Source organism: Micrococcus sp. CS26 (genome assembly GCF_055522295.1).
In genome coordinates this window covers 81,204-103,104 of sequence record NZ_JBVFVY010000007.1, presented here as the reverse complement: position 1 = coordinate 103,104, position 21,901 = coordinate 81,204, and the positions used below count along the sequence as shown (strand labels likewise).

Annotated in this window: 17 protein-coding genes and 1 pseudogene; 6 read left to right on the top strand and 12 right to left on the bottom strand. The window is 74.5% G+C overall.

Translation table 11 applies throughout. From position 1 onward, the window contains the following. The 4 genes and pseudogenes from ACZ1IK_RS05200 to ACZ1IK_RS05185 all read right to left on the bottom strand — a co-directional run. Positions 1-235 (bottom strand): annotated as a pseudogene (locus tag ACZ1IK_RS05200) (transposase); the annotation flags it as partial. 183 nt (positions 236-418) lie between these two features. Continuing rightward, positions 419-3,121: an aconitate hydratase AcnA gene (gene acnA / locus ACZ1IK_RS05195; protein WP_020625084.1), complete on the bottom strand. Its 2,703-nt coding sequence runs from the start codon at positions 3,119-3,121 to the stop codon at positions 419-421. A 201-nt stretch (positions 3,122-3,322) separates the two neighbouring features. Further along, positions 3,323-4,795 carry a class I SAM-dependent RNA methyltransferase gene (locus ACZ1IK_RS05190; RefSeq protein WP_020625083.1) on the bottom strand — a complete coding sequence of 491 codons (1,473 nt, stop codon included), beginning with the start codon at positions 4,793-4,795 and terminating at the stop codon, positions 3,323-3,325. A gap of 159 nt (positions 4,796-4,954) precedes the next feature. Next, positions 4,955-6,907 carry an APC family permease gene (locus ACZ1IK_RS05185; RefSeq protein ID WP_049147139.1) on the bottom strand — a complete coding sequence of 651 codons (1,953 nt, stop codon included), beginning with the start codon at positions 6,905-6,907 and terminating at the stop codon, positions 4,955-4,957. A 134-nt stretch (positions 6,908-7,041) separates the two neighbouring features. On the opposite strand from ACZ1IK_RS05185, the gene ACZ1IK_RS05180 reads away from it, so the two are divergent. Further along, a complete protein-coding gene (locus ACZ1IK_RS05180) occupies positions 7,042-7,743 on the top strand; it encodes a potassium channel family protein (protein WP_020625081.1) in 702 nt (233 codons plus the stop codon). Then, positions 7,740-8,453, top strand: a complete 714-nt coding sequence (locus tag ACZ1IK_RS05175) for a potassium channel family protein (protein ID WP_020625080.1) — start codon at positions 7,740-7,742, stop codon at positions 8,451-8,453. The genes ACZ1IK_RS05180 and ACZ1IK_RS05175 overlap by 4 nt, the downstream gene beginning before the upstream one ends. Here ACZ1IK_RS05175 and ACZ1IK_RS05170 read toward each other — a convergent pair. The 4 genes from ACZ1IK_RS05170 to dut are packed head-to-tail and all read right to left on the bottom strand — an operon-like array spanning position 8,405 to position 10,702. Continuing rightward, positions 8,405-9,109 (bottom strand): DUF3159 domain-containing protein, encoded by a 705-nt coding sequence (locus tag ACZ1IK_RS05170; RefSeq protein ID WP_020625079.1) that lies wholly within the window; start codon positions 9,107-9,109, stop codon positions 8,405-8,407. The two genes, ACZ1IK_RS05175 and ACZ1IK_RS05170, sit on opposite strands and share 49 nt — an antisense overlap. A gap of 23 nt (positions 9,110-9,132) precedes the next feature. After that, on the bottom strand, positions 9,133-9,450 hold the full coding sequence (locus ACZ1IK_RS05165; RefSeq protein ID WP_041104625.1) for a single stranded DNA-binding domain-containing protein: 318 nt from the start codon (positions 9,448-9,450) through the stop codon (positions 9,133-9,135). Then, positions 9,447-10,223 (bottom strand): DUF3710 domain-containing protein, encoded by a 777-nt coding sequence (locus ACZ1IK_RS05160; RefSeq protein WP_134377119.1) that lies wholly within the window; start codon positions 10,221-10,223, stop codon positions 9,447-9,449. Before ACZ1IK_RS05160 ends, ACZ1IK_RS05165 begins: the two co-directional genes overlap by 4 nt. Beyond that, positions 10,220-10,702, bottom strand: a complete 483-nt coding sequence (dut, locus tag ACZ1IK_RS05155) for a dUTP diphosphatase (RefSeq protein ID WP_010078549.1) — start codon at positions 10,700-10,702, stop codon at positions 10,220-10,222. Before dut ends, ACZ1IK_RS05160 begins: the two co-directional genes overlap by 4 nt. A gap of 117 nt (positions 10,703-10,819) precedes the next feature. Between dut and ACZ1IK_RS05150 the strand changes: the two genes are divergently transcribed. Next, positions 10,820-11,362 carry a DUF3093 domain-containing protein gene (locus ACZ1IK_RS05150; RefSeq protein WP_036382817.1) on the top strand — a complete coding sequence of 181 codons (543 nt, stop codon included), beginning with the start codon at positions 10,820-10,822 and terminating at the stop codon, positions 11,360-11,362. A 19-nt stretch (positions 11,363-11,381) separates the two neighbouring features. Here the strand turns inward: ACZ1IK_RS05150 and ACZ1IK_RS05145 are convergent, their stop codons facing one another. After that, positions 11,382-11,681 (bottom strand): DUF4193 domain-containing protein, encoded by a 300-nt coding sequence (locus ACZ1IK_RS05145; protein ID WP_002858157.1) that lies wholly within the window; start codon positions 11,679-11,681, stop codon positions 11,382-11,384. A 291-nt stretch (positions 11,682-11,972) separates the two neighbouring features. Between ACZ1IK_RS05145 and sepH the strand changes: the two genes are divergently transcribed. Further along, on the top strand, positions 11,973-13,412 hold the full coding sequence (gene sepH / locus ACZ1IK_RS05140) for a septation protein SepH (protein WP_044659533.1): 1,440 nt from the start codon (positions 11,973-11,975) through the stop codon (positions 13,410-13,412). 30 nt (positions 13,413-13,442) lie between these two features. On the opposite strand, the gene ACZ1IK_RS05135 is transcribed toward sepH, so the two are convergent. Genes ACZ1IK_RS05135 through ACZ1IK_RS05125 form a run of 3 tightly spaced genes read right to left on the bottom strand, consistent with a single transcriptional unit; the run spans position 13,443 to position 18,076 of the window. Next, a complete protein-coding gene (locus ACZ1IK_RS05135; RefSeq protein WP_044659532.1) occupies positions 13,443-14,624 on the bottom strand; it encodes an alkaline phosphatase family protein in 1,182 nt (393 codons plus the stop codon). Beyond that, positions 14,621-15,289, bottom strand: a complete 669-nt coding sequence (locus ACZ1IK_RS05130; protein WP_044659536.1) for a DUF5998 family protein — start codon at positions 15,287-15,289, stop codon at positions 14,621-14,623. Before ACZ1IK_RS05130 ends, ACZ1IK_RS05135 begins: the two co-directional genes overlap by 4 nt. A gap of 57 nt (positions 15,290-15,346) precedes the next feature. After that, positions 15,347-18,076 carry a bifunctional acetate--CoA ligase family protein/GNAT family N-acetyltransferase gene (locus ACZ1IK_RS05125; protein WP_044659531.1) on the bottom strand — a complete coding sequence of 910 codons (2,730 nt, stop codon included), beginning with the start codon at positions 18,074-18,076 and terminating at the stop codon, positions 15,347-15,349. A 48-nt stretch (positions 18,077-18,124) separates the two neighbouring features. Between ACZ1IK_RS05125 and ACZ1IK_RS05120 the strand changes: the two genes are divergently transcribed. After that, positions 18,125-20,833 (top strand): DNA gyrase/topoisomerase IV subunit A, encoded by a 2,709-nt coding sequence (locus ACZ1IK_RS05120; protein WP_465098371.1) that lies wholly within the window; start codon positions 18,125-18,127, stop codon positions 20,831-20,833. 36 nt (positions 20,834-20,869) lie between these two features. Further along, positions 20,870-21,901, top strand: coding sequence for a 3-oxoacyl-ACP synthase III (locus ACZ1IK_RS05115; protein ID WP_002858168.1), 1,032 nt, complete (start codon positions 20,870-20,872; stop codon positions 21,899-21,901).

Here is a 21,901-nt window from a genome sequence, read left to right as displayed (position 1 = left end):
ACCGTGTCCCAGGTGCCCTCTTCGGCCATGCGGCCGTGCCAGGTCCACACTACTCAGCCAGGGCCCGGAGACCTCGGGCAGGTCCCGCCACGGGATCGAAGCACCTGTCCCGGTGGATGATGGCTTCGACCCTCGTGCGGTCATCGGCGAACGGCCGGCCCTGCCGGCCCGTGCAGGCGGGGAGCATCTGGAACCGGGACGTGTCTTCGAGGGCGCCAGCCGACCCTGGATTCATTGTCAGACACGCCCTAGGCCCGTCTGGCCCGAGGGTGAGCCGGACTCTGAACTGGGGGATGAAGAGCGGTCGTGCACCGGGGTCGGCCCCAGCGGCCACGACGACGGCGGCCCGCCGCCCTCCGTGCGGAGGGCGGCGGGCCGCCGTCGTCGTGGTGCCCGCGCGCGGGCGGTGTCCCGTGGATCAGGCCTTCGCGGCGATCTGACGGAGCACGTACTGCAGGATGCCGCCGTTGCGGTAGTACTCGGCCTCACCGGGGGTGTCGATGCGGACGACCGCGTCGAACTCGGTGACCCTGCCGTCCTCACCGGTGGCCGTGACCTTCACGGTCTTCGGCGTGGTGCCCTCGTTGAGGGCGGTGATGCCGGAGATGTCGAAGGTCTCGGTGCCGGTCAGGCCCAGCGAGTCGGCGTTCTCACCCTCCGGGAACTGCAGCGGCAGCACGCCCATGCCGATGAGGTTCGAGCGGTGGATGCGCTCGAAGGACTCCGTGATCACGGCCTTGACGCCCAGGAGCGCGGTGCCCTTGGCCGCCCAGTCACGGGAGGAGCCGGAGCCGTACTCCTTGCCGCCCAGGACCACCAGCGGGGTGCCCTGCTCGGCGTAGTTCTGCGCCGCGTCGTACACGTAGGCCTGCGGGGCGCCCTCCTGGGTGAAGTCGCGCGTGAAGCCGCCCTCCACGCCGTCGAGCAGCTGGTTCTTGATGCGGATGTTCGCGAACGTGCCGCGGATCATGACCTCGTGGTTGCCACGACGGGATCCGTAGGAGTTGAAGTCCTTGCGCTGCACGCCGTTCTCCAGCAGGTAGCGGCCCGCCGGGGTGTCCGACTTGAAGGAGCCGGCCGGGGAGATGTGGTCCGTGGTCACGGAGTCACCCAGCTTGAGCAGGACGCGGGCGCCGGAGATGTCCGACACCGGGTCCGGCTGCATGGTCATGCCCTCGAAGTACGGGGGCTTGCGCACGTAGGTGGACTTCTCGTCCCACTCGAAGGTGGAGCCCGAGGGGGTCTCCAGGGACTGCCAGCGCTCGTCGCCGTCGAAGATCGTGGCGTACTGCGAGGTGAACATCTCGGTGTCGATCGACGCGTCGATGATCTGCTGGACCTCGGTCGGGTCCGGCCAGATGTCCTTGAGGAAGACGTCGTTGCCCTCCGTGTCCTGGCCCAGGGCCTCGTTCTCGAAGTCGAAGTCCATGGTGCCGGCCAGGGCGTAGGCGACCACCAGCGGCGGGGAGGCCAGGTAGTTCATCTTCACGTCCGGGTTGATGCGGCCCTCGAAGTTGCGGTTGCCGGAGAGCACCGCGGTCACGGACAGGTCGTTCTCCTGGATGGCCTCGGAGATCTCGGACTCCAGCGGGCCGGAGTTGCCGATGCAGGTGGTGCAGCCGTAGCCGACCACGTTGAAGCCGAGGTCGTTGAGGGACTCGCGCAGCCCGGACTTCTCGTAGTAGTCGGTCACCACGCGGGAGCCCGGGGCCACGGAGGTCTTCACCCACGGCTTGGACTTCAGGCCCTTGGCGACCGCGTTGCGGGCCAGCACGCCGGCCGCCATCATCACGGAGGGGTTGGACGTGTTGGTGCACGAGGTGATCGAGGCGATGGACACGGCACCGTGGTCCAGCTGGAACTGGCGGCCGTCCGGCATGGCCACGTCCACGAGCTTGGACGGGCGGCCCTCGCCGGCCTCGTCCTGCGTGGCGTAGTTGTGCAGGTCCTTGCGGAACTGGTCCTTGGAGTCGGTGAGCTCGATGCGGTCCTGGGGACGCTTCGGGCCGGAGATGGAGGGCACCACGGTGGACAGGTCCAGCTCGAGGTACTCGGAGTAGGCGACCTCGGAGGACGGGTCGTGCCACATCCCCTGCTCCTTGGTGTACGCCTCCACGAGGGCGACCTGCTCCTCGGAGCGGCCGGTCAGGCGCAGGTAGTCGAGGGTGACCTCGTCGATCGGGAAGATCGCGGCGGTGGAGCCGAACTCGGGCGACATGTTGCCGATGGTGGCGCGGTTGGCCAGGGGCACGGAGCCGACGCCCTCGCCGTAGAACTCGACGAACTTGCCGACCACGCCGTGCTGGCGGAGCATCTCGGTGATGGTCAGCACCACGTCGGTCGCGGTGGCGCCGGACGGGATGCTGCCGGTCAGCTTGAAGCCCACGACCCGCGGGATCAGCATGGACACGGGCTGGCCGAGCATCGCGGCCTCGGCCTCGATGCCGCCGACGCCCCAGCCGAGCACGCCCAGGCCGTTGACCATGGTGGTGTGCGAGTCGGTGCCGACGCAGGAGTCCGGGTAGGCGCGCAGCACGCCGTCGACCTCGCGGGTCATCACGGTGCGGGCCAGGTTCTCGATGTTGACCTGGTGGACGATGCCCATGCCCGGGGGGACGACCTTGAAGTCGTCGAAGGCGGTCTGGCCCCAGCGCAGGAACTTGTAGCGCTCGCCGTTGCGCTCGTACTCGATCTCCATGTTCCGCTCGATGGCGGCGTCGTTGCCGAAGGAGTCGATCTGCACGGAGTGGTCGATCACGAGCTCGGCCGGGGAGAGCGGGTTCACGCGCTCCGGGTCGCCGCCCAGGTCCTGGATGGCCTCACGCATGGTGGCCAGGTCCACGACGCAGGGCACGCCGGTGAAGTCCTGCATGATCACGCGCGCCGGCGTGAACTGGATCTCGGTGTCCGGCTGGGCGTTCGGGTCCCAGGCGGCCAGGGCCTTGATCTGGTCGGCGGTCACGTTGGCGCCGTCCTCGGTGCGCAGCAGGTTCTCCAGCAGCACCTTCAAGGAGTAGGGCAGCTTCTGCGCCCCCTCGACCTTGTTCAGACGGAAAATCTCATACTCGGCGCCCTTGACGTCCAGGACGCCCTTGGAGCCGAAGCTGTCGACGGTGGTCACGAGAGGACTCCTCTTCCCGCCCGGTTTCCTCCGGGCGCTCGTCCAGTGGGGGGTGGTCACCCGCGGCCGCGGACCGCGCCCCGTCCGGGACGGGCGTCGTCTGCGTCACAGGTGCCGCACTGCGTCCCAGGGTACCGCGCCGGTCCCGTGTGACGCGGGCATGGCGCGCGGCGGCCCGCAGGCCGCCGCGCGGATGCCGGGTCAGATCTCGACGACGGCCGCGGCCGGGGCGCTCTGGGCGGCCGGCACCAGCACGGTCACCGACTCGAGGTGGTGCGTGTCCGGGTAGAGGTCGAACACGCGGGCGCGCTCCACCTCGTAGCCGCCGTCGCGCAGCCACGCCAGGTCGCGGGCGAACGAGGCGGGGTCGCACGAGACGTACACGATGCGGCCCGGCTCGAGCGCGAGGATGCGCTCGATCGCCCGCCGCCCCGCGCCCGCCCGCGGCGGGTCCAGGACGACGGTGTCCAGCGCGGCACCGCCGAGGCCGCCGTCCGCCACGGGACGCTCGGGGTACTTCAGCCAGCTGCCGAGCACCTTGTCCGTGGGGCCGTTGAGCACCGAGGCCTGCGGCTGGTCGTGCAGGTTGCGGCGGGCGTCCTTCGAGGCCTGGCGGGAGGCCTCCACCGAGTACACGCGGCCCTCGGGTCCCACGGCGTCCGCCAGGTACGCGCTGAACAGGCCGGCGCCGCCGTAGAGGTCGGCCACGACCTGGCCCGGCTCGACGCGCGCGTCCTCGAGCACCGCGTCCACGAGGGTGGCCGGGGCGTGCTGGTGGACCTGCCAGAAGCCGTCACCCGTGACGCGGAAGCGCTTGGTGCCGCCGCGCTCGGACTCCACGGTCTCCTCGACCCAGGTCTTGCCGGTGATGCGCTCGACCTTGACCGGCTGGAACTGCTTCGGGCCGGGCAGGGCCAGGCCGGTGGAGACGTCCACGCCGCACGCATTGGCCGCCTGGCGGATCCGGGTGCGCAGCCGGCCGAGCTTGACCTCGTCCGCCCGCGTCTGCGGGGTGGGCGTCACCAGCACGAGGGGGCGGGAGCCGGAGGCCGGCGTCGCAACGTCCACGCGGGCGGCTCCGGTGAAGTCCCAGTCCCACAGGGCGAGCGCATCGAGGGCCGGCACGCCGAGCGGCATGTTGCGCACGGGTAGGAGGGTCGCCGAACGGTAGGCGTGCATCGCGATGTGCCCCTGGGGGGTCACCGCGAACGCGTTCCGGGTCCGCCAGCGCTGGCCGGTGGGCTCGTCCTCGGAGCCGGCGAAGCACACCTCCGGCTCCACCGCGAGGTCGGCGATGCGGTGCACCGTGTCCCGGAAGACCTGGGCCTTGAGCCGGCGCTGGTGCGGGACCACGATGTGGCCGAACTCGGCGCCGCCCACGGGCGGGCGACCCGAGGCGTGGGCGCGCAGCATGTCCGCGAGCTTCCACTGGTGGATGCGGCGGAACTCGGAGGGCCGCAGCACCTCCACGACGTCGCCGCGCCAGAAGCGGGCCCCGTCCTCGGCCTCGGTCAGGGCCACCCGGACCTTCTCGCCGGGCACGGCGTGGCGCACGAAGACGACCCGCCCCTCGTGCCGGGCCACGCAGTGGCCGCCGTGGGCCATGGCCCCGACCTCCACCTCGATGGTCCTCCCGATCCCGGTGACGTCTGTGGACGTGTCGACGACTGCCATGTCTGGCTCCTCTCGCATCGCAGCGCGCTTCAGGTCTTGCCCTGAGCATCGACTGGTCAGATCATCATCATCCTTGCAGACCGATGCGGCTGTGTCGCCTCGATCGTGGGCGCGCCGTCGGACGGCGTCATCCGCCGCTCCCCGGGGGCGCCGGGGCGGTCAAGAGCCCTGGCCCTCGTGGACCTGCCACGGCACCGAGCCCACCATCACGCCCGGCTCCCGCTGCAGTCGCCGCGTCTGGCGGGTGGCGGTCCGGTTGTGCAGGAGCGTGCGCCAGCCCGGCCGGACCACGTACTCCGGGATGAACACCATGGTCAGGTCCCGCGGGGAGCGGCGTCGGTGCTCGCGCACATGCCGCACCAGGGGGGCCACCGTGTCGCGGTAGGGCGAGGCGATCACGGTGAGCGACATCGGCAGGCCGGCACGCTCCCAGGCGTCGATCACCTCCAGGGTGGCGGCGCGCTCGGCGTCCACGACGACGGCCTCGAGGGAGGACGGCCGCGACGCGCGGGCGTAGGCCAGCGCCCGCAGCGCCGGCCGGTCCAGCGTGGTCACGACGACCACCACGTGGACCCGCGAGGGCAGGGCCCGCGCGTCGTCCTGGGGGTCCGGTGCGAGCTCGCGGTCCACGTCCGCGTAGTGGCGGCGGATCCGCCCCATCACCAGCGAGCCGAGCACGATCGCCAGCAGCGCCACCCACGCGCCCTGCGTGAAGCGGGTGACCAGGACGACGACGCCCGCCAGCGCCGTGACCACCCAGGCCACCGCCGTGATGATCAGGCGCAGCCGGACGGCCGCGCGGGCCCGGGCGCCCGGTGTGTGCACGAGCCGGCGGCGCCACAGCCGCAGCATGCCGGCCTGCGCGAGCGTGAAGGCCAGCAGCACGCCGATGACGTAAAGCTGCACGAGCAGGGCGGTCCGGGCCTCGAAGAACAGCACGAGCGAGAGGGCCACGGCCCCCATCCCGAGGACGCTCCACGTGTGCACCAGCCGGTCGCTGCGGACCCTCAGCTGCCGGGGCAGGTAGCCGTCCTCGGCCACGCGCGCGGCCAGGGCGGGGAACGAGCGGAACGCCGACTTGGCCGCGAACAGCAGGAGCAGGGCGGTGGCCGCGATGGTGGCGACGGACAGGATGCTGCCCGGGCCGTACACGGTGTCCGCGAGCTGGGCGAGCACGGGGGCGGGGGCGCGGTCGGGCGTGACCTCGGCACCCGCGGCGTCCCGGAGGTTCTCCAGCTCCAGCCCGACGACGACGCCGGTGCGCTGAGCCAGGTGCATGACGCCCACGGTCAGCGCGCCGAGGGTGAGGGCCATCACGGTGAGCACCCACCGCACCGTGGGCACGGCCGGCCGGGCCATCAGGCGGGTGCTCGAGACCGGCACCTCGACGCCGGTGAGCAGCACCGATCCCGCGCTGAACGCGCGCAGGGCGAGCAGCGCCGTCGCCACGGTGCCGACGGTCCCGCCGACCCCGGCGCCCTCCTGCGTCCAGCCGGCCGTCGGCGCCGCGCCGAGCAGCCCACGGCCCTCCTGCCACAGGCCCGCCAGGACGAGCAGCGCGGTCAGGGCGACGAACACGCTCACGAGCACGGGCAGCACCCACCGGGACAGCCGCACCCCGCGGAGCGCGGCCAGCAGTACGCCCACGAGCGCGGCCGAGGCCACCAGCACGCGGCTGCCGACGGTGAGTCCGGGGGCCAGCGCCGCCACGAAGTGGGCGAAGGCGGCCACGGAGACCGCGGCGGTGAACACGAAGTCCAGCAGGAGTGCGGCCGAGGCGACGACGCCGGCCCTCGGGCCCAGCTTCGTGCCGGCCATGTGATAGATGCCGCCGTGCGGAACGGCGGCGACCGCGGCGCGGAAGGACACGACGATGAGCAGCATCACCGCGACGACGGCCCAGCCGACGGCGGGTCCGAGCGCGAGCGCGGACGTGCCGGCCGCGACCAGGGTGAGGATGACCTCGTCCGGGGCGTAGGCGAGGGAGGACAGGGCGTTCGACGACGTCACGGGCAGCGCCCGCCACCGGTTCATGCGGGGCTCGTCGGCGGCGTGCGACGTCACGGGGCGACCGAGGAGGCCGCGGCGCAGGAGGGAGGACAGCGTGGCCACCGCACCACGGTACCCCCGCCGGGCCCGGGCGCCGCGGCGACGCGGATGCTCCCGGACGTGCCCGCCGGATGCGAGGATGGAGCGCGCGTCGGCTCCCCGGCGCACGGAGCACCGCACGAGAGGCAGGGACGGGCATGGCCCACTACGTGATCGTCGGCGGCGGACGGGTGGGCACCCGGTTGGCGGCCGCGCTGGACGCGGCCGGTCACGGCGTCGCCCTCGTGGACCGCGACCCGCGGACCGTGGAGGGGCTGGCCCCCGGCTTCTCCGGCGAGCTCGTGGCCGGCGTGGGCTTCGACCGCTCCGCGCTGCTCGCCGCCGGCATCGACCGCGCGCAGGGCCTGGCGGCCGTGACCGCGGACGACAACACGAACATCATCGCCGCCCGCGTGGCCCGCGAGACCTTCCACGTGGACCACGTGGTGGCGCGCATCTACGACGCCGACCGGGCCCGGCTGTACCAGCGCCTCGGCATCCCCACGGTCGCCTCGATCCAGTGGACGGCCGACCAGGTGCTGCACCGGCTGCTGCCGGCCGGCACCGCCGACGCGGAGCACCGCGACGCCTCCGGCCGGCTGCTCGTGACCGAGCTGGTCCCCCACTCTTCGTGGTGGGGCCGTCGGCTGACCGACGTCGAGTCCACGGTGGGGATGCGCATCGCCTACCTCACCCGGCTCGGCGACGGCCAGCTGCCCCGGCCGGGCGACCGCCTGCAGGAGGGCGACGTGCTGCACGCCGTCTACCCGGTGGACCGCCGGGACCAGGTGGAGGCCGCCCTGCAGGGCGAGGCACGCGTGCCGGACGGCACGGACGAGGACGAGGAGGGACGGGCATGAGGGCCGTCATCGCCGGAGCCGGCGCCGTGGGCGCCTCCATCGCGCGGGAGCTGCACGCGCACGGCCACGAGGTGGTCGTCGTCGAGGCGCGCACGGACGCGGCCCGCAAGGCCGACGTCGGCGGCGCACGCCTCGTCCTCGGGGATGCGTGCGACCTGACCGTGCTCGAGCAGTGCGGCGCCCTGGAGGCGGACGTGCTCGTCGCGGCGACCGGCGACGACCGGGTCAACCTCGTGTGCTCCCTGCTGAGCCGCTCGGAGTTCGGCGTCGGCCGCACCGTGGCTCGCGTCAACAACCCGCTCAACGACTGGCTCTTCGACGAGTCGTGGGGCGTGGACGTGGCCGTGTCCACCCCCTCGATCATGACGGCGCTCGTGGAGGAGGCCGTGGAGACCGGGGACCTCGTGCGCCTGCTCAGGCTGGAGGCCGGCGGCGCGGCGCTGTCCGAGTTCCGGGTCCCGGCAAAGCACTGGCTCGAGGGCCGGCGCATCGGCACCGTGTCCTGGCCGCAGGAGGCTCCGCTCGTGGCGGTCGTGCGCGACGGCGCCCCCCGGCAGGCGTCGGCGGACGAGGTCCTGGAGGTGGGCGACGAGCTCTTCTTCCTGGCCGCCGGCTCCGCCGAGCCGGCCCTGCGTCGCCTCCTCGTCGGCGAGGGCCGCGCTCAGGGACGCTCGGAGGCGGCGGAGTCCGCCGGCACGCCGTCGTCCTGACCGGGCGAGCTGACGGACCAGGCGAGCCAGAGCCCCAGGGCATAGAGCGGCAGGCCCATCACCAGGCGGGCCACCCCGAGCGCGGTGACGGCGTCCCCGAGGTAGAGGGGCACCTGCACCGCCAGGCGCAGTGCGAACACGGCCACGAGGATCCAGGTGGCCGCGGCGTAGGCGCGGCGCCGACGCCGGTGGGCCCGCCAGCGGGTGCCCTCGGCGCGCACGAGGCCGAGCACCAGGCCCGCCGCGGGCCAGCCCACGAGGACGGACACCGCGAACGCGAGGCCGTAGGCGGCGTTGGTGACGAAGCCCCACAGGTAGTAGTCGCGGGCCTGGCCGGTGGTCAGGGAGACCACGACGGACAGGACGACGACGGCGAGGCCGGCCAGCACCTGGACCGGCGACTGGCGCTGGACGAGGCGCGCGACGCCCAGCACGAGAGCGACCGCGACGGCCGCCACGCCGGAGGGCCACACCTGCTGGGTGGCGACGTAGCCGACCATGTAGACGAGGGTGGGCAGGGAGGCCTCGACGATGCCGCGCCAGCCACCGACGCTGCCCAGCGCGTCGAGGCGGCCGCGCTCGTCCAGGCGGGCTCGAGACGGCAGGGGGCCGGCCCCGTCCGGGGCGGCGGTGACGGGGCCACGCGGCTCGGTCATGGGCTCTCCTCTCGGGGCCGTGCTCAGAGCGTGGCCTCGGGCGCGTCGACCAGGTCGAACTCGGGGTTGTGCAGGGTGGGCACGCCGTCCATCTGGGTGACGCGGCCGCGGACCGTCAGCCACTCCCCCGGCATGACGCCGGGCACGCGGCGCCGCCCGTGCCAGACCAGCTGCAGCGTCTCGGCGGGCGCCATGCTCCCGGGTGCGGGCAGGCGGTCGGCCAGGGCCGCGCGGAAGACGGTCGCCTCGTCCGCGCCGGGCAGCGTGACGGAGGCGATGACGCCGCGGCGCTCGATGCGGCCTGCGGCGCCGGTCGGGCGGGCCGCGACGGCGGGGCTCACCGGATCTCCGTGATCTCCGGACCGCGCTCGGGCAGCGCGGTGGTCTCCGGTGCCGCGCCGTCCCCCGGGCCGGCGGCGGTGTCCGCGAGCACGTCCCGGCCCTCGTCCGGGGCCGGGCGGCGACGCTGCAGCGGGCGCGCGTTGGGCGGCGGACGCAGGGGCAGCAGCTCGCGCGGCGGGAGCGGCTCGTCGCCCCGCACCACGACCAGGTCGGAGAACACCTGTTCCAGCGGCTCGGCGGCCTCCGGCTGGAAGGCGGCCTCGCCGTGGAACACGCCGCGGACGAACCAGCGCGGTCCGTCCACGCCCACGAACCGGGCGACGTTCCACCCCGGCGAGCCGTCCGGCAGCGCCGCCGGCACGCGCGTGAGGATCTCGACGCCGAAACGGCCGGTCTGCTCCTGCACGGTCGCGTGGGCCGTGGTCGACAGGGAGTCGTGCAGCTCGGCGCGCAGGTCGTCCCACAGACCCGTGCGACGGGGGGCGCTGAACGCCTGGACCTGCAGGGCCGAGCGTCCGAGGCTGATGGTGGCGGCGACGATCCGCTTCGTCGCGTCCTCGACGTCGAGGCGCAGCTTCATGCCCTGGACGGCCCTCAGGCGCAGCGACCCCAGGTCGATCATGCCGGCGGGATCCGGGCGGGTGGCGACGTCGTGCGGACCGACGTCGGCGGTTGCCGGCGCGGCGGCGATCTCGAGGTCGCGCTCCTCCAGCAGCTCGTCCGGCAGGCTGACCTGCTCGTGGCGCACGGTGCGGTTGCGTCCGAAGATCACGACGTCCTCCCAGGGGTGGTGTCGGCGGTGAAGCCGCCGGTCGAGCCGAAGCCGCCGGCCCCGCGCTCGGAGTCGGGCAGCACGTCCACGGGCTCGAAGCGGGCGCGCACGACCGGCTGCAGCACGAGCTGGGCGATCCGGTCGCCGCGGCGCAGCACGATCGGCTCGGTCGGGTCCAGGTTGATCAGGGGCACCTTGATCTCGCCGCGGTAGCCGGCGTCGATGGTGCCCGGGGCGTTGACGATGGTCAGGCCGCGACGGACCGCGAGACCCGAGCGGGGGTGCACGAACCCCGCGTGGCCTTCCGGGATGGCCAACGCCACGCCGGTCGGCACCAGGGCGCGCTCGCCCGGGGCCAGGGTCACGTCGACGGCGGTGCGCAGGTCCGCGCCCGCGTCGCCCGGCTGCGCGTAGGCGGGCGGGGCCAGGCCCGGATCGAGGGCGTGCAGGGGCACGGGCAGCTCGGCGGAGTCGGTCACGAGGCCCGACCCTACACGAGCACCCGTCGGCCCGGGGCCGCGTCGAGGCGGCCGGGCGGGCGCCCTCACCGGTGCCGCGCGGCGGGACCGGAGTCCGGATGTGGGAAGCTGGGACCCATGCGTGATCCCCAGCAGCACCCCGTCGCCGATGCCTCCCGCCGCGCCCCCGAGGGCGCTGCGGCGGGACCCGATCCGGTCCTGTTCGAGGAGCGGTTGACGCCCTCCCCGGGGGTCTGGGCCGTGGCGCTCATGCTGGCGGCGCTGACGATACTCGTGTTCGCGCCGATCGACCTCGGGGTGGGCATCGCGGCCGCCGTCGCGTTCTTCGCCGTCGAGGTCCTGATCCTGGTGGCCACCACCCCGCGCATCGTGGTGCGCGAACGCACCCTCCAGGTGGGCCGCGCCAGCATCGAACGGCACCACGTCGGTCAGGTCACGGGGTATCGCGGCGAGGACGCCCGGGCCCAGCGCGGCCCGCTGCTGCACGGGCTGGCCTTCGTGAACGTGCGCGGCTGGATCGCGCCCGTCGTGCGGATCCAGCTGACCGACGAGCGCGACCGCACACCCTACTGGCTGACCAGCACCCGGCGTCCGGAGGAGCTGGTCGCGGCCCTCGGCGGGACCATGGCCCGGCAGGAGGGGACGGCCGAGGGCCGCTGACCGCCCCGGCGGCGGGGGCTCAGCCCTCGCAGTCGGTGCAGTAGATCAGGCCGTTCTTCTCACGCGCGGCCTGCGAGCGATGGCGGACCAGGAAGCAGGAGGCGCAGGTGAACTCATCCGACTGGGCGGGCAGCACCCGCACCATCAGCTCTTCACCCGAGAGGTCGGCGCCGGGCAGCTCGAACCCCTCGGCGGCCTCCGCTTCGTCCTCGTCCACGACGGCGGACTGGGTGTCCGTGCGCCGTGCCTTCAGCTCCTCGATGGAGTTCTGGCTCAGCTCTTCCTCGTTCTTGCGAGGGGCGTCGTAGTCAGTGGCCATGGGGTTTCACGCTCCGCTGGTGGGGGACGGCACCGGGACCGGTGCCGGCACTGCGCAGGCGGCGTCGTGGGCGGGCCACGCATCACCGGCCTGCGCCGTTGCGCGTAGATTGTGCACCATGGCCGAACCCGTGCCAAATGTTGACCGGCATGCTCGCCCAGGGCGGATTCGCGCGGGCGCGCGCCCCTCGCCCGGGCCGTGGTCTGCGGCCCGGCGGCTAGGATCGGGGCATGCCCGGCCGGGCGTCCGCATGCCCGGTGACCAGAACACGATGTGGGAGGGACCACCGCCATGGCAGAGCTGCGACTGACCGGACCCACCGAGGACGGCGACGCGCTGCGCCTGTCGGGGCCCGAGGGCGAGGAGCACACGCTCCCCCTCTCCCCCTATCTGCGCCGGCTGGTCATCGAGGGCGCCGCGCCCGAGGACGGGCGACCGGCCGAGGACGGCCCCGCGGCCTGGCACGACATGACGGAGATGGACGTCCCCGGGGCGGACGACGAGGACGCCGAGGGACCGGTGGACGCGGCGACGCACGCCGACGATGCCGCGGAGGAGGACGAGCGGGCTCCCGAGGCGCCCTCCGGCCCGGCCCGGCCGGACGAGGACCTCGCGCTCACCCCGCGGATCGACCCGCGGCCCGTGGCCGACGACTCGACCGCGGACGGACCGACCCCGGCGCCGCTGACCGACCAGGAGTCCGTCAAGGCCGCCGCGACCCAGGAGGCCGTGCCCCTCACCCCCCGGGAGATCCAGCAGCGCATCCGTGCGGGCGCCTCCGTGGAGCAGGTGGCCCGGGAGAGCGGGAACGCGTTCTCGCGCATCCGCACCTACGGTCACCCCGTCTTGGCCGAGCGCGACTGGATCGCCCGGCAGGCCCGCGCCGTCGAGGTCTGGGTCGGCGGGCCCGACCTCTACTCGGACCTCGTCCAGGACGGCGGCCCCACGACGCTCGGTGAGCTCGCCGCGCACCGGCTCGCCGAGCTGGGCGTGGACGAGGCGAGCCTCGAGTGGGACGCGTGGCGCGAGGACCAGGCCGGCTGGACCGTGGCCGCCCGGTTCGCCGTGTCCGGTGCGGGGAGTCTGCCCACCCGCGAGGAGCCGCCGGCGCTCTGGACGTTCCGCCCGGCCGGACGCCACCTCGAACCCGAGAACGCCTGGGCCCGCGCCCTGTCCGAGGCGGAGGCCTGGGACCTGGTCCCCCGCGCCCCCGCGGCCGAACCGGTGACGGACGACGTGGACGCCGAGGACGCCGTGACCCCCGCGGGTGCGCACTCCCCGGCCGCCGACCGCGACGCCGATCTGCTGGAGATCCTGCGGGTGCGCCGGGGTCAGCGTGTGGGCGCGGACCTGGAGTCGGACGACACGCTCGCGCACCTGATCGCCCGCGAGCACCAGGACCGGAGTCGGCGCGAGGCCGCCCAGGCGCCCGAGCCGCTCGCCCCGGTCGACGCCGAGGGGGCCCTGACGACCGCCGACGACGCCCCGGGCATCGACGAGCCGGAACCGGCCGCCGAGACCGACCGCGCCGAGGACACTGCCGCAGACGTCGCGGACGCGGAGGTCGCGGACGCGGGTGTCGAGGACGAGGGGGCGGAGCCCGCGCCTCGCGAGCGTGCCGCGCGCCCTGCCATGCCGGCCGTCACGCCGCGCCCCCGGGCCCGCTCGGCCGCTCGCCGCGCGTCCGTGCCCAGCTGGGACGAGATCGTCTTCGGCCGCAAGGGCGACTGACCCCGGCCCGGCCCCGGCCGCGGGGCGGGCTCAGCGGTGCCAGGTGAGCAGCGGGACCTCCCGCTCGGCGCGCGTGGGCGCGCCGTGCTGGCCCACCATCTCGAAGGCGTGCGGGGGCACCCGCCGGCCGTCGTAGAGGGCAAGATCCCCGTGCACGGCGACGAGCAGATCCCCGATGCGGGCACGGACCCGGTCCTCGACGACGGCGCCGAACCAGCCGGCGTCGACGGCCTCGTCCCGCGTGAGCACCCACGCGTGCGCCCCGTAGCGCTCGGCCCAGGTGCGCCGCACCCTCTCGCGCACGTCCGGACCCGCGTCGGATCGGAAGTGCAGCTGCACGAGGCGGGGCTCCCCCGCGGTGTGCGCGATCCCCTCGAGCAGCGCGGGGTCGGCGAGCTCCCCGGCCTCGTCCAGGGCGGCGTAGTCCACGCGGCGCGACGGCGGCACGTCGACCATGCCGTGGTCGCCGGTGGCGAGCACCACCGTCCCGGCGGGCACGCGGTCCACCAGGCGCCGCACCGCCGCGTCGATCTCCTCGAGGGCGTGCAGCCACCGGTCCGAGCCCACGCCGTCCCGGTGGCCGGCCTTGTCCAGCTCGTTGACGTAGAAGTAGACGAGCGTGGGCACGCGGGCGTCCTTCAGCACGCGTTCGACGGCCTGGGCGCGGGCGATCAGGGCGCGGCCGGCCACGAACCGGCCGCCACGCAGCCCCGCCCGTGTCAGGGCCGAACGCTCGAAGGCGGGCAGCGAGACCGTGACGGCGTCCACGCCGGCCGCGGCGGCGCGCTCGAACACGGTGGGCTTCGGCTGCCACCCCACCGGGTCGGTGGCCTCGTCCCAGCCGCCCAGCTGGTTGATCACCACGTCCCGGTCCGGGTCGAGCACGTCGTAGCCGGCCACGCCGTGCTCCCCGACGTCCAGCCCGGTGCCCAGGCTCGTGAGGGACGCGGCCGTCGTGGTGGGCACGGCCGCCTCGAGGACGCGGCCGCCGTCGGCCATCGCCGAGCGCAGCGTGGGGGCGTGGCCGCCGAAGCGCTTCAGGAGGGACCGTCCGAGGCCGTCCACCAGGGCGACGACCACGCGGCGGCCCGCCGGGACCGCGAGCGCGTTCTCACAGCCCGGGACACCGAGGGCGGCCGCGGCGGAGGTCAGGACGGAGCGCAGGGCACGGTCGGCGGGGACCACGCCGTCGGGGAGGGCGGGCCCCGTCACGTGGTGGCCGCCAGGTGGGCGCGGCGCAGGGCCCGGGCGAAGGCCAGGGCGCCGTCGACGGCCCCCTGCCCGTCGGCGTCGGCGGCGACGCGGATCACGAGGTCCTCGCGGGTGGCGGTGCCGGTGTAGCCGTGGTCGAGGTCGCACTGGGGGTCGGCGCAGCCGGCGGGCTGCAGGTCCAGTCGCTGGCCTCCGGCCCACATCAGCCCGAGGGTCATCTCGGCCACGGGGTCGGACGGCCGGAAGCGGGCGGGGTCGGCGTGGCCGGTGGTCAGGACCACGGAGCCGAGGGCGCGGACCGGGACCATCTCGGTGGAGACCTGGGCGAGGACCGCCTGGCCGGCCGGGTCGGCGGCGTGGTCGTCGAGGTGGACGGCCAGCAGGGTGTCCCCGGCGAGCACGAGGGCCGTGATGTGCCGGTGGATCTCCTCGTAGTCGAAGTGCGTGTCCACGTGGACGAGGTGCGCGTCCGGGGTGCGGCCTTCGAGCTCGAGGGCGATGGCGTGCGCCACGAGGTCCGGGTAGAAGCCGGCGCGGACGAGTGAGGCGTCGAGGCCGCCGCTGCCGTCCAGGGTGCGGGCCTCGCGCTGCCGGCCCTCGGCCTCGGGGGCGTCGGGGCGGTGGTCGGGACGGCCTGGCTCGTGACTCCTGCGGAACGGGCTCATGTCCCCCATGCTACGGGTCCGGCGCCGGGCCGTCCGGGCCCGCTGTGGACGGCCCGGTCAGCGGCCGCGCAACGCGCGCCGGGCCGAGTCGGTGCGGCGGGCCGCGTTGGCGACGTGCACCTCGGCCTGCAGCACCGTCACGCCCTCGGGGGCGGCCAGCACGGGCGCGAAGCGCAGGCGGGCGACCTGCGGCAGGTCGTCCTTGAGGACGCTGACGCGGCCCACGAGGTCCTCCAGCGCGGCGAGGTCGACGGAGGGCACCCCGCCGGTGCCGCGCAGCTTCACGGCGGCGCGGGGGGCGCGGACCATGCGGGCCACGTCCCGGTCCGTGAGCGGGGGCACGCGGTGCACCCAGTCCCCCAGCAGGTCCGTGGCGTCGCCGGCGATGCCGAAGGAGACCACGGGGCCCAGCAGCGGGTCCTCGAGCGCCGTGAGCATGCAGGCCTGGCCGGCGGGGGCCATGGCCTGGACCTCGAGCTCGCGCACGCCGAACGGCGCGAGCAGACGGCGCATGTGCTCGACGTTGCGGCGCAGGGAATCGGCGTCCACCACGTTCAGGCGGACGCCGCCCAGGTCGAGTCGGTGCCGCAGGTGGGGGTCCACGGCCTTGAGCGCCACGGGGAAGCCGAGCCGCTCGGCGGCCGCCACGGCCTCGTCGGCGGTCTCGAACCGGGCCGAGGGCAGCACGGTGATCCCGTAGTGGCCCAGCAGCGTCTCGGTCTCCTCGTCGGAGAGCCGGACGAGTTCGGTGCCCTCGGCACGCGCGGCGGCCGCCTCCACGAGCTCCTCGGCCTCGTGCGGGTGCAGGCCGGTCGGCTCGAGCGGCTCGCCGACCTCCTGGCGGCGCCAGTGGACGTAGTCCGCGAGCGCGCCGAGCACGGTCATGGCCTGCTGCGGCGACGGGTAGAAGGGCAGGCCGGGCTGCAGGGAGCCGGGCTCGGCGTCGTCACCCACGGGCCCGGTGGCGCCGAGCGTGGCGCCGCGGTAGCGCGGGGAGACGACGTCGGTCAGGCAGCCGAGCACGGGGATGCGGGCGTCCCGGGTCGCGTCCGCGAGGGCGTGGGCCAGCCGCTCCGGCTCGTCGTCCGCCTGGTGCAGGCCGAGGCGGGCCAGCACCACGACGGCGTCGGCCTGCTCGTGGCGGACGGCGTCCCGGACGGCGGAGACCAGCGTCTCGGCGGGCGGGGCGATGCCCTGTTCGCTGCCGACGAGGCCGACGGTGGCCGTGACCTCCAGCCCGGCCTCGGCCGCGGCGTCGCGGCCCAGCCGGTCCAGGGCGAGCGAGTCGGCCACGAGGACGACGCGGTGGCCCGTGGGCAGCGGCTGGCTGGCCACGGCCATGAGGATGTCGAGCATGGCCTCGTGCGTGTGGGCCTCGAGCACGCCGGTCTGGTCGAGCATCGAGTCCACGGCGCCCTCGGGGGCCTGGGTGGTGCGGGTCTCGTGGCCCGGGGGCAGGAAGCGCCCGGTGACGTCGGAGCGGACCACCACGACGGGCTTGGTGCGGGAGAGCCGCCGGGCGATGCGGGAGAACTTGCGCGGGTTGCCGAACGACTCGAGGTACACGCCGACGGCGGCGGTGTGGGGGTCCGCCTCGAAGAACTGCATGGCGTCGTTGCCCGAGACGTCCGCACGGTTGCCGGCGCTGATCGAGGTGGAGATCCCCACCCCGCGGCGCTTGACGCCGGCGGAGACCATGGCGCCGACGGCGCCGGACTGGCTGAACAGGCCGACGGGGCCGCGCTGGGCCAGGCCCGGGGACGGGGAGGCGTTGAGGCGGATCGCGGGGTCGGTGCGGACCAGGCCGGCCGAGGCCGGGCCGATCACACGCATGCCGTGGGCGCGGGCGCGGGAGACCAGGCGGCGCTGGGCCTCGAGCCCCTCGGCGCCGGCGTCGGCGTAGCCCGAGGTGAGGACCACGAGGCCCTGGGCCCCGGCCGCGGCGGCCTCGGGGATGAGGGCCTCGACCTCGTCGGCGGGCACGGCGACGACGACGAGGTCGACCGGCTCGCCGATGTCGGCCAGGGAGCGGTGGGCGGTGAGGCCCTGGACGTCCTCGGCGGCGCGGTTCACGGCGTGGACGGCTCCCGTGAAGCCCGCCTCGAGGACGTGGCGCAGCACGAGCGAGCCGACGGCCTGCGGATCGCGGGAGGCGCCGACGACGGCCACGGACGCGGGCTCGACCAGCTCGGCGACGCTGCGGGACTCGGCGCGGTGCTCGCGGGACTCGACGACGGCGCGCCACCGGGCGGTGGGGTCGATGGGGAACTCGACGGCCACGACGCCGTCCTCGAACCGGCGGGTCACCTCGAAGCCGGACTCCTGGAACACCGAGAGCATCTTGCGGTTCTCGGGCAGGACCTCGGCGGTGAAGCGGCGGATGCCGTTCTCGCGGGCGGCCACGGCCAGGTGCTCCATGAGGATGGAGCCCAGCCCGCGGCCCTGCGCGGCGTCGGAGATGTTGAAGGCGACCTCCGCGGCGTCGGAGTCCCCGTAGCGGTCGTAGCGGCCCACGCCCAGCAGGCGGCCGCCCCGGGTGATCACGAACGCCACCCGGTCCCGGTGGTCCACGTGGGTGAACCGGTCCAGGTCCTTGGCGCTCAGCTCGGACTTGTACGTGAAGTAGCGCAGGTAGATGGAGTTCTCGGACTGCCCGGCGTGCATGCGCTGCAGCTCGGCGGCGTCCTCGGGCGAGATGGGCCGCAGGTGGGCCGTCGCACCGTCACGGAGCACCACATCGGCCTCCCAGTGGGAGGGATATCCGCGGACGGCTTCGGTCTCACCCATAGGATCACTGTAGACAATCCCCGACGCCGTGAGGACTCCCCGACCACCATGATGGCCCGTTCATCCCGTTCCCGCCCCGCCGAGCAGGACGCCCCGCGCCCGCTGCCGCTGGAGCAGGAGAACATCGTCGACGTCGACGTCTCCGAGGAGATGGAGGCGTCCTTCCTCGAGTACGCCTACTCGGTGATCTACTCGCGCGCCCTGCCGGACGCGCGCGACGGCCTCAAGCCGGTGCAGCGGCGCATCCTCTACATGATGGCCCGCATGGGCCTGCGCCCGGACCGCGGCCATGTGAAGTCCGCCCGGGTGGTAGGCGAGGTGATGGGCAAGCTGCACCCCCACGGCGACGCCGCGATCTACGACGCGATGGTCCGCCTCGCCCAGCCGTTCTCCCTGCGTCTGCCCGTGGTGGACGGGCACGGCAACTTCGGCTCGCTCGACGACGGCCCCGCGGCCCCGCGCTACACGGAGGCCCGCATGGCCCCGGCCGCCCTGGCGCTCACCGCGGACCTCGACGAGGGCACCGTGGACTTCGTCCCCAACTACGACAACCAGCTCCAGCAGCCGGCCGTGCTGCCCGCCGCCTACCCCAACCTGCTTGTCAACGGCACCACCGGCATCGCCGTCGGCATGGCCACGAACATGGCCCCGCACAACCTGCGCGAGGTCGTGGCGGGCGCGCGCCACCTGCTCGCGGACCCCGAGGCGGACCTCGAGGCGATCATGGCCCACATCCCCGGCCCCGACCTCCCCTCGGGCGGCCGGATCGTGGGGCTCGACGGCGTCCGCGACGCCTACGCGACCGGCCGCGGCACGTTCCGCATGCGAGCCGCTGTCGCCGTGGAGCAGGTCTCCGCGCGTCGCACCGGCCTGGTCGTCACCGAGCTGCCGTACGGCGTGGGCCCCGAGAAGGTCATCGAGCGGATCAAGGCCGGCGTCGACGCGAAGAAGCTCAGCGGCATCGCCGACGTCGTGGACCTGACGGACCGCAAGAACGGGCTGCGCCTGCAGATCGAGCTCAAGTCCGGGTTCAACCCCCAGGCCGTGCTGGCCGCCCTGTACCGGCACACCCCGCTCGAGGAGACGTTCGGGATCAACAACGTCGCGCTCGTCGACGGGCAGCCGCAGACCCTGGGCCTGCTGCCCCTGCTGCGGGTCTACGTGGACCACCGTCTGGACGTGGTGCGGCGCCGCACGGGGCACCGCCTCGGCAAGCACCGCGATCGTCTCCACCTCGTCGAGGGCCTGCTGCTGGCGCTCGTGGACATCGACGAGGTCATCGAGATCATCCGTTCCTCGGACGACACCGCGGCCGCGCGCACCCGCCTCATGGGCGTCTTCGACCTCACCCAGGTGCAGGCCGACCACATCCTGGAGCTGCGGCTGCGCCAGCTGACGAAGTTCTCCCGCATCGAGCTGGAGGCCGAGCGCGACGAGCTGCAGGCCGCGATCGCCGAGCTCGAGGCGATCCTCGCCTCCGACGCGCGGCTGCGCGAGGTGGTCTCGGCCGAGCTGCAGGCCGTGGCCGACGAGCACGGCGACGACCGGCGCACGGTCCTGCTCGAGGCCGAGACCGCCGCGGCCCCCGCCGCCGGGCCCGCACCGTCCGGGCCCACCCCCGCCGGCGCCGCGGAGGCCGGGGCGGACCTGATGGTCCCCGACACGGCGTGCTGGGCCCTGCTCTCCACCTCCGGACGCCTGCTGCGCACCGCGGACCGCACGCCGATCGCCCCGCAGGGCCGGCGCCGCAAGCACGACGCCTTCACCTCCGTGGTCCCGACGACGGCCCGCGGCGAGATCGGGGCCCTCACCTCCGCCGGCGCGCTGCACCGCCTCCAGGCGGTCGACCTGCCGGCGGCCGGCGAGCCGTCCGCGGCCCCCGCGATGACCGCGGCCGTCCCCGTCGCGGAGCTGGTGCCCCTGGCCAAGGGCGAGACGCTCGTGGCCCTGGTCCCCCTGGACGCCGTCCTGGCGCTGGGCACCGCCCACGGGGTCGTCAAGCGCGTCCGGCCGGAATGGCCCCTGAACCGCCAGGTCGTCGACGCCGTCGCCCTGAAGGACGGCGACGCGGTGGTCGGCGCCGCCCCCGCCCCGGACGAGGCCGACCAGCTCGTCTTCCTCACCCGCACCGGCCAGCTGCTGCGCTACGCCGCCTCCGCCGTGCGCCCCCAGGGCCCGGCCGGCGGCGGTGTCGCGGGCATCCGGCTGGCCGCCGGGGACACGGTGCTCGCGTTCGGGGTGGCCCCCGCCGCCTCCCTCACCGAGACCGGTGCGGACGCCGCGGCCCACCCGCGGCCCGCCGTCGTGGTGACCGTGACGGACGGCGAGGCGGACGTGCTCGGCTCCGCCCCGGGCTCCGTCAAGGTCACCCCGCTCGGGGAGTATCCGGCCAAGGGCCGCGGCACCGGCGGCGTGCGCGCCCACCGGCTGCTCAAGGGCGAGAGCGGCCTCGAGCTCGGCTGGATCGGCGCCGCGCCCGCGCTCGCGGCCTCCCGGGCCGGCGTGGCCCGCGCGCTGCCGATCGAGTATGGGCGCCGGGACGGCTCGGGCGTGCCCGTGGACCAGCGCATCGAGGCCGTCGGCGCCGGCGCCTCCCCCGAACTCGTCTCGGCCCCGCCCGCCGAGGACGACGCCGTGGCCGTGTCCGCGGACTGTCCCGGCCGAGGCGACCCTGTTCGCCTCGGGCCGATCGACGCCTCCGATGGGCGCCTCACCCGACCCCTCCGATACAGTGGGCTGTCGTCTCACCGCAGGTGAGCGCCCCCTCCCCCGACCCCCCGCAGATTGGTCCTGGTGACGAACGTGTCCGGCAACGCCAGCTACGAGTACTCCCGCGCCGCCCTCCTGGCGGTCACCGAGGTGGAGGCCCCCGTCGAAGTCACCTCGCAGGACCTCGACGACCAGCTGGCGGAGGTGCTCACCCGCCTGCGCCTGCCCGGCTCCCTCCTGGAGCGGGTGGCCGGTGTGCGCAGCCGACGGAACTGGGACGAGACCGAGGACTTCCAGGAGGCCGCCGCGCGCGCCGGCGTCGCGGCCCTGGAGCAGGCCGGCGTCCCGCGGGAGCGGGTGGGCCTGCTCGTGAACACGTCGGTGACCCGGGCCACGCTCGAGCCCTCCGTGGCCGTGCGGATCCACCACCTCATGGGGCTGCCGACCTCGGCGACCAACTTCGACATCACGAACGCGTGCCTCGGGTTCGTCAACGGCCTCATGCTCGCCTCCACCCTCGTGGACGCCGGCCAGATCGACTACGCGGTCGTGGTCGCCGCGGAGGACGCCTCGAAGGTGCAGGCCGCCACCGTGGCCAACCTGCACGCCGAGACCACGCACCGCGGCAACTTCATGGAGCAGTTCGCGTCCCTGACGCTGGGCTCCGGGGCCGCCGCCGCCGTCGTCGGCCGCATCGAGGACCACCCGGACGCCCATCGGATCGTCCGCGGGATCACCCGCGCCGGCACCGACCACCACGGCCTGTGCGTGGGCGACCACCACGGCATGTACACCGACTCCACCGCCCTGCTCAAGGACGGTCTCGAGCTCGTGATGGACGCGTGGCACGACGTCCCGGCGGAGTGGGCGTGGCCGGAGGCCGACCGGTTCATCACGCACCAGGTCTCGCAGATGCACACCGACGCGATCGCGGAGTCCGCCCACCTGGACCCGGCGCGCATCCCGACGACGTTCCCCACGCTGGGCAACGTCGGCCCGGCGTCGTTGCCCATCACCCTCGTGCGGGAGATGGACGCCCTGGAGGACGGGGACACGGTGGTCTGCCTGGGCGTGGGCTCGGGTCTGAACACCGCGATGCTCGAGATCGAATGGTGA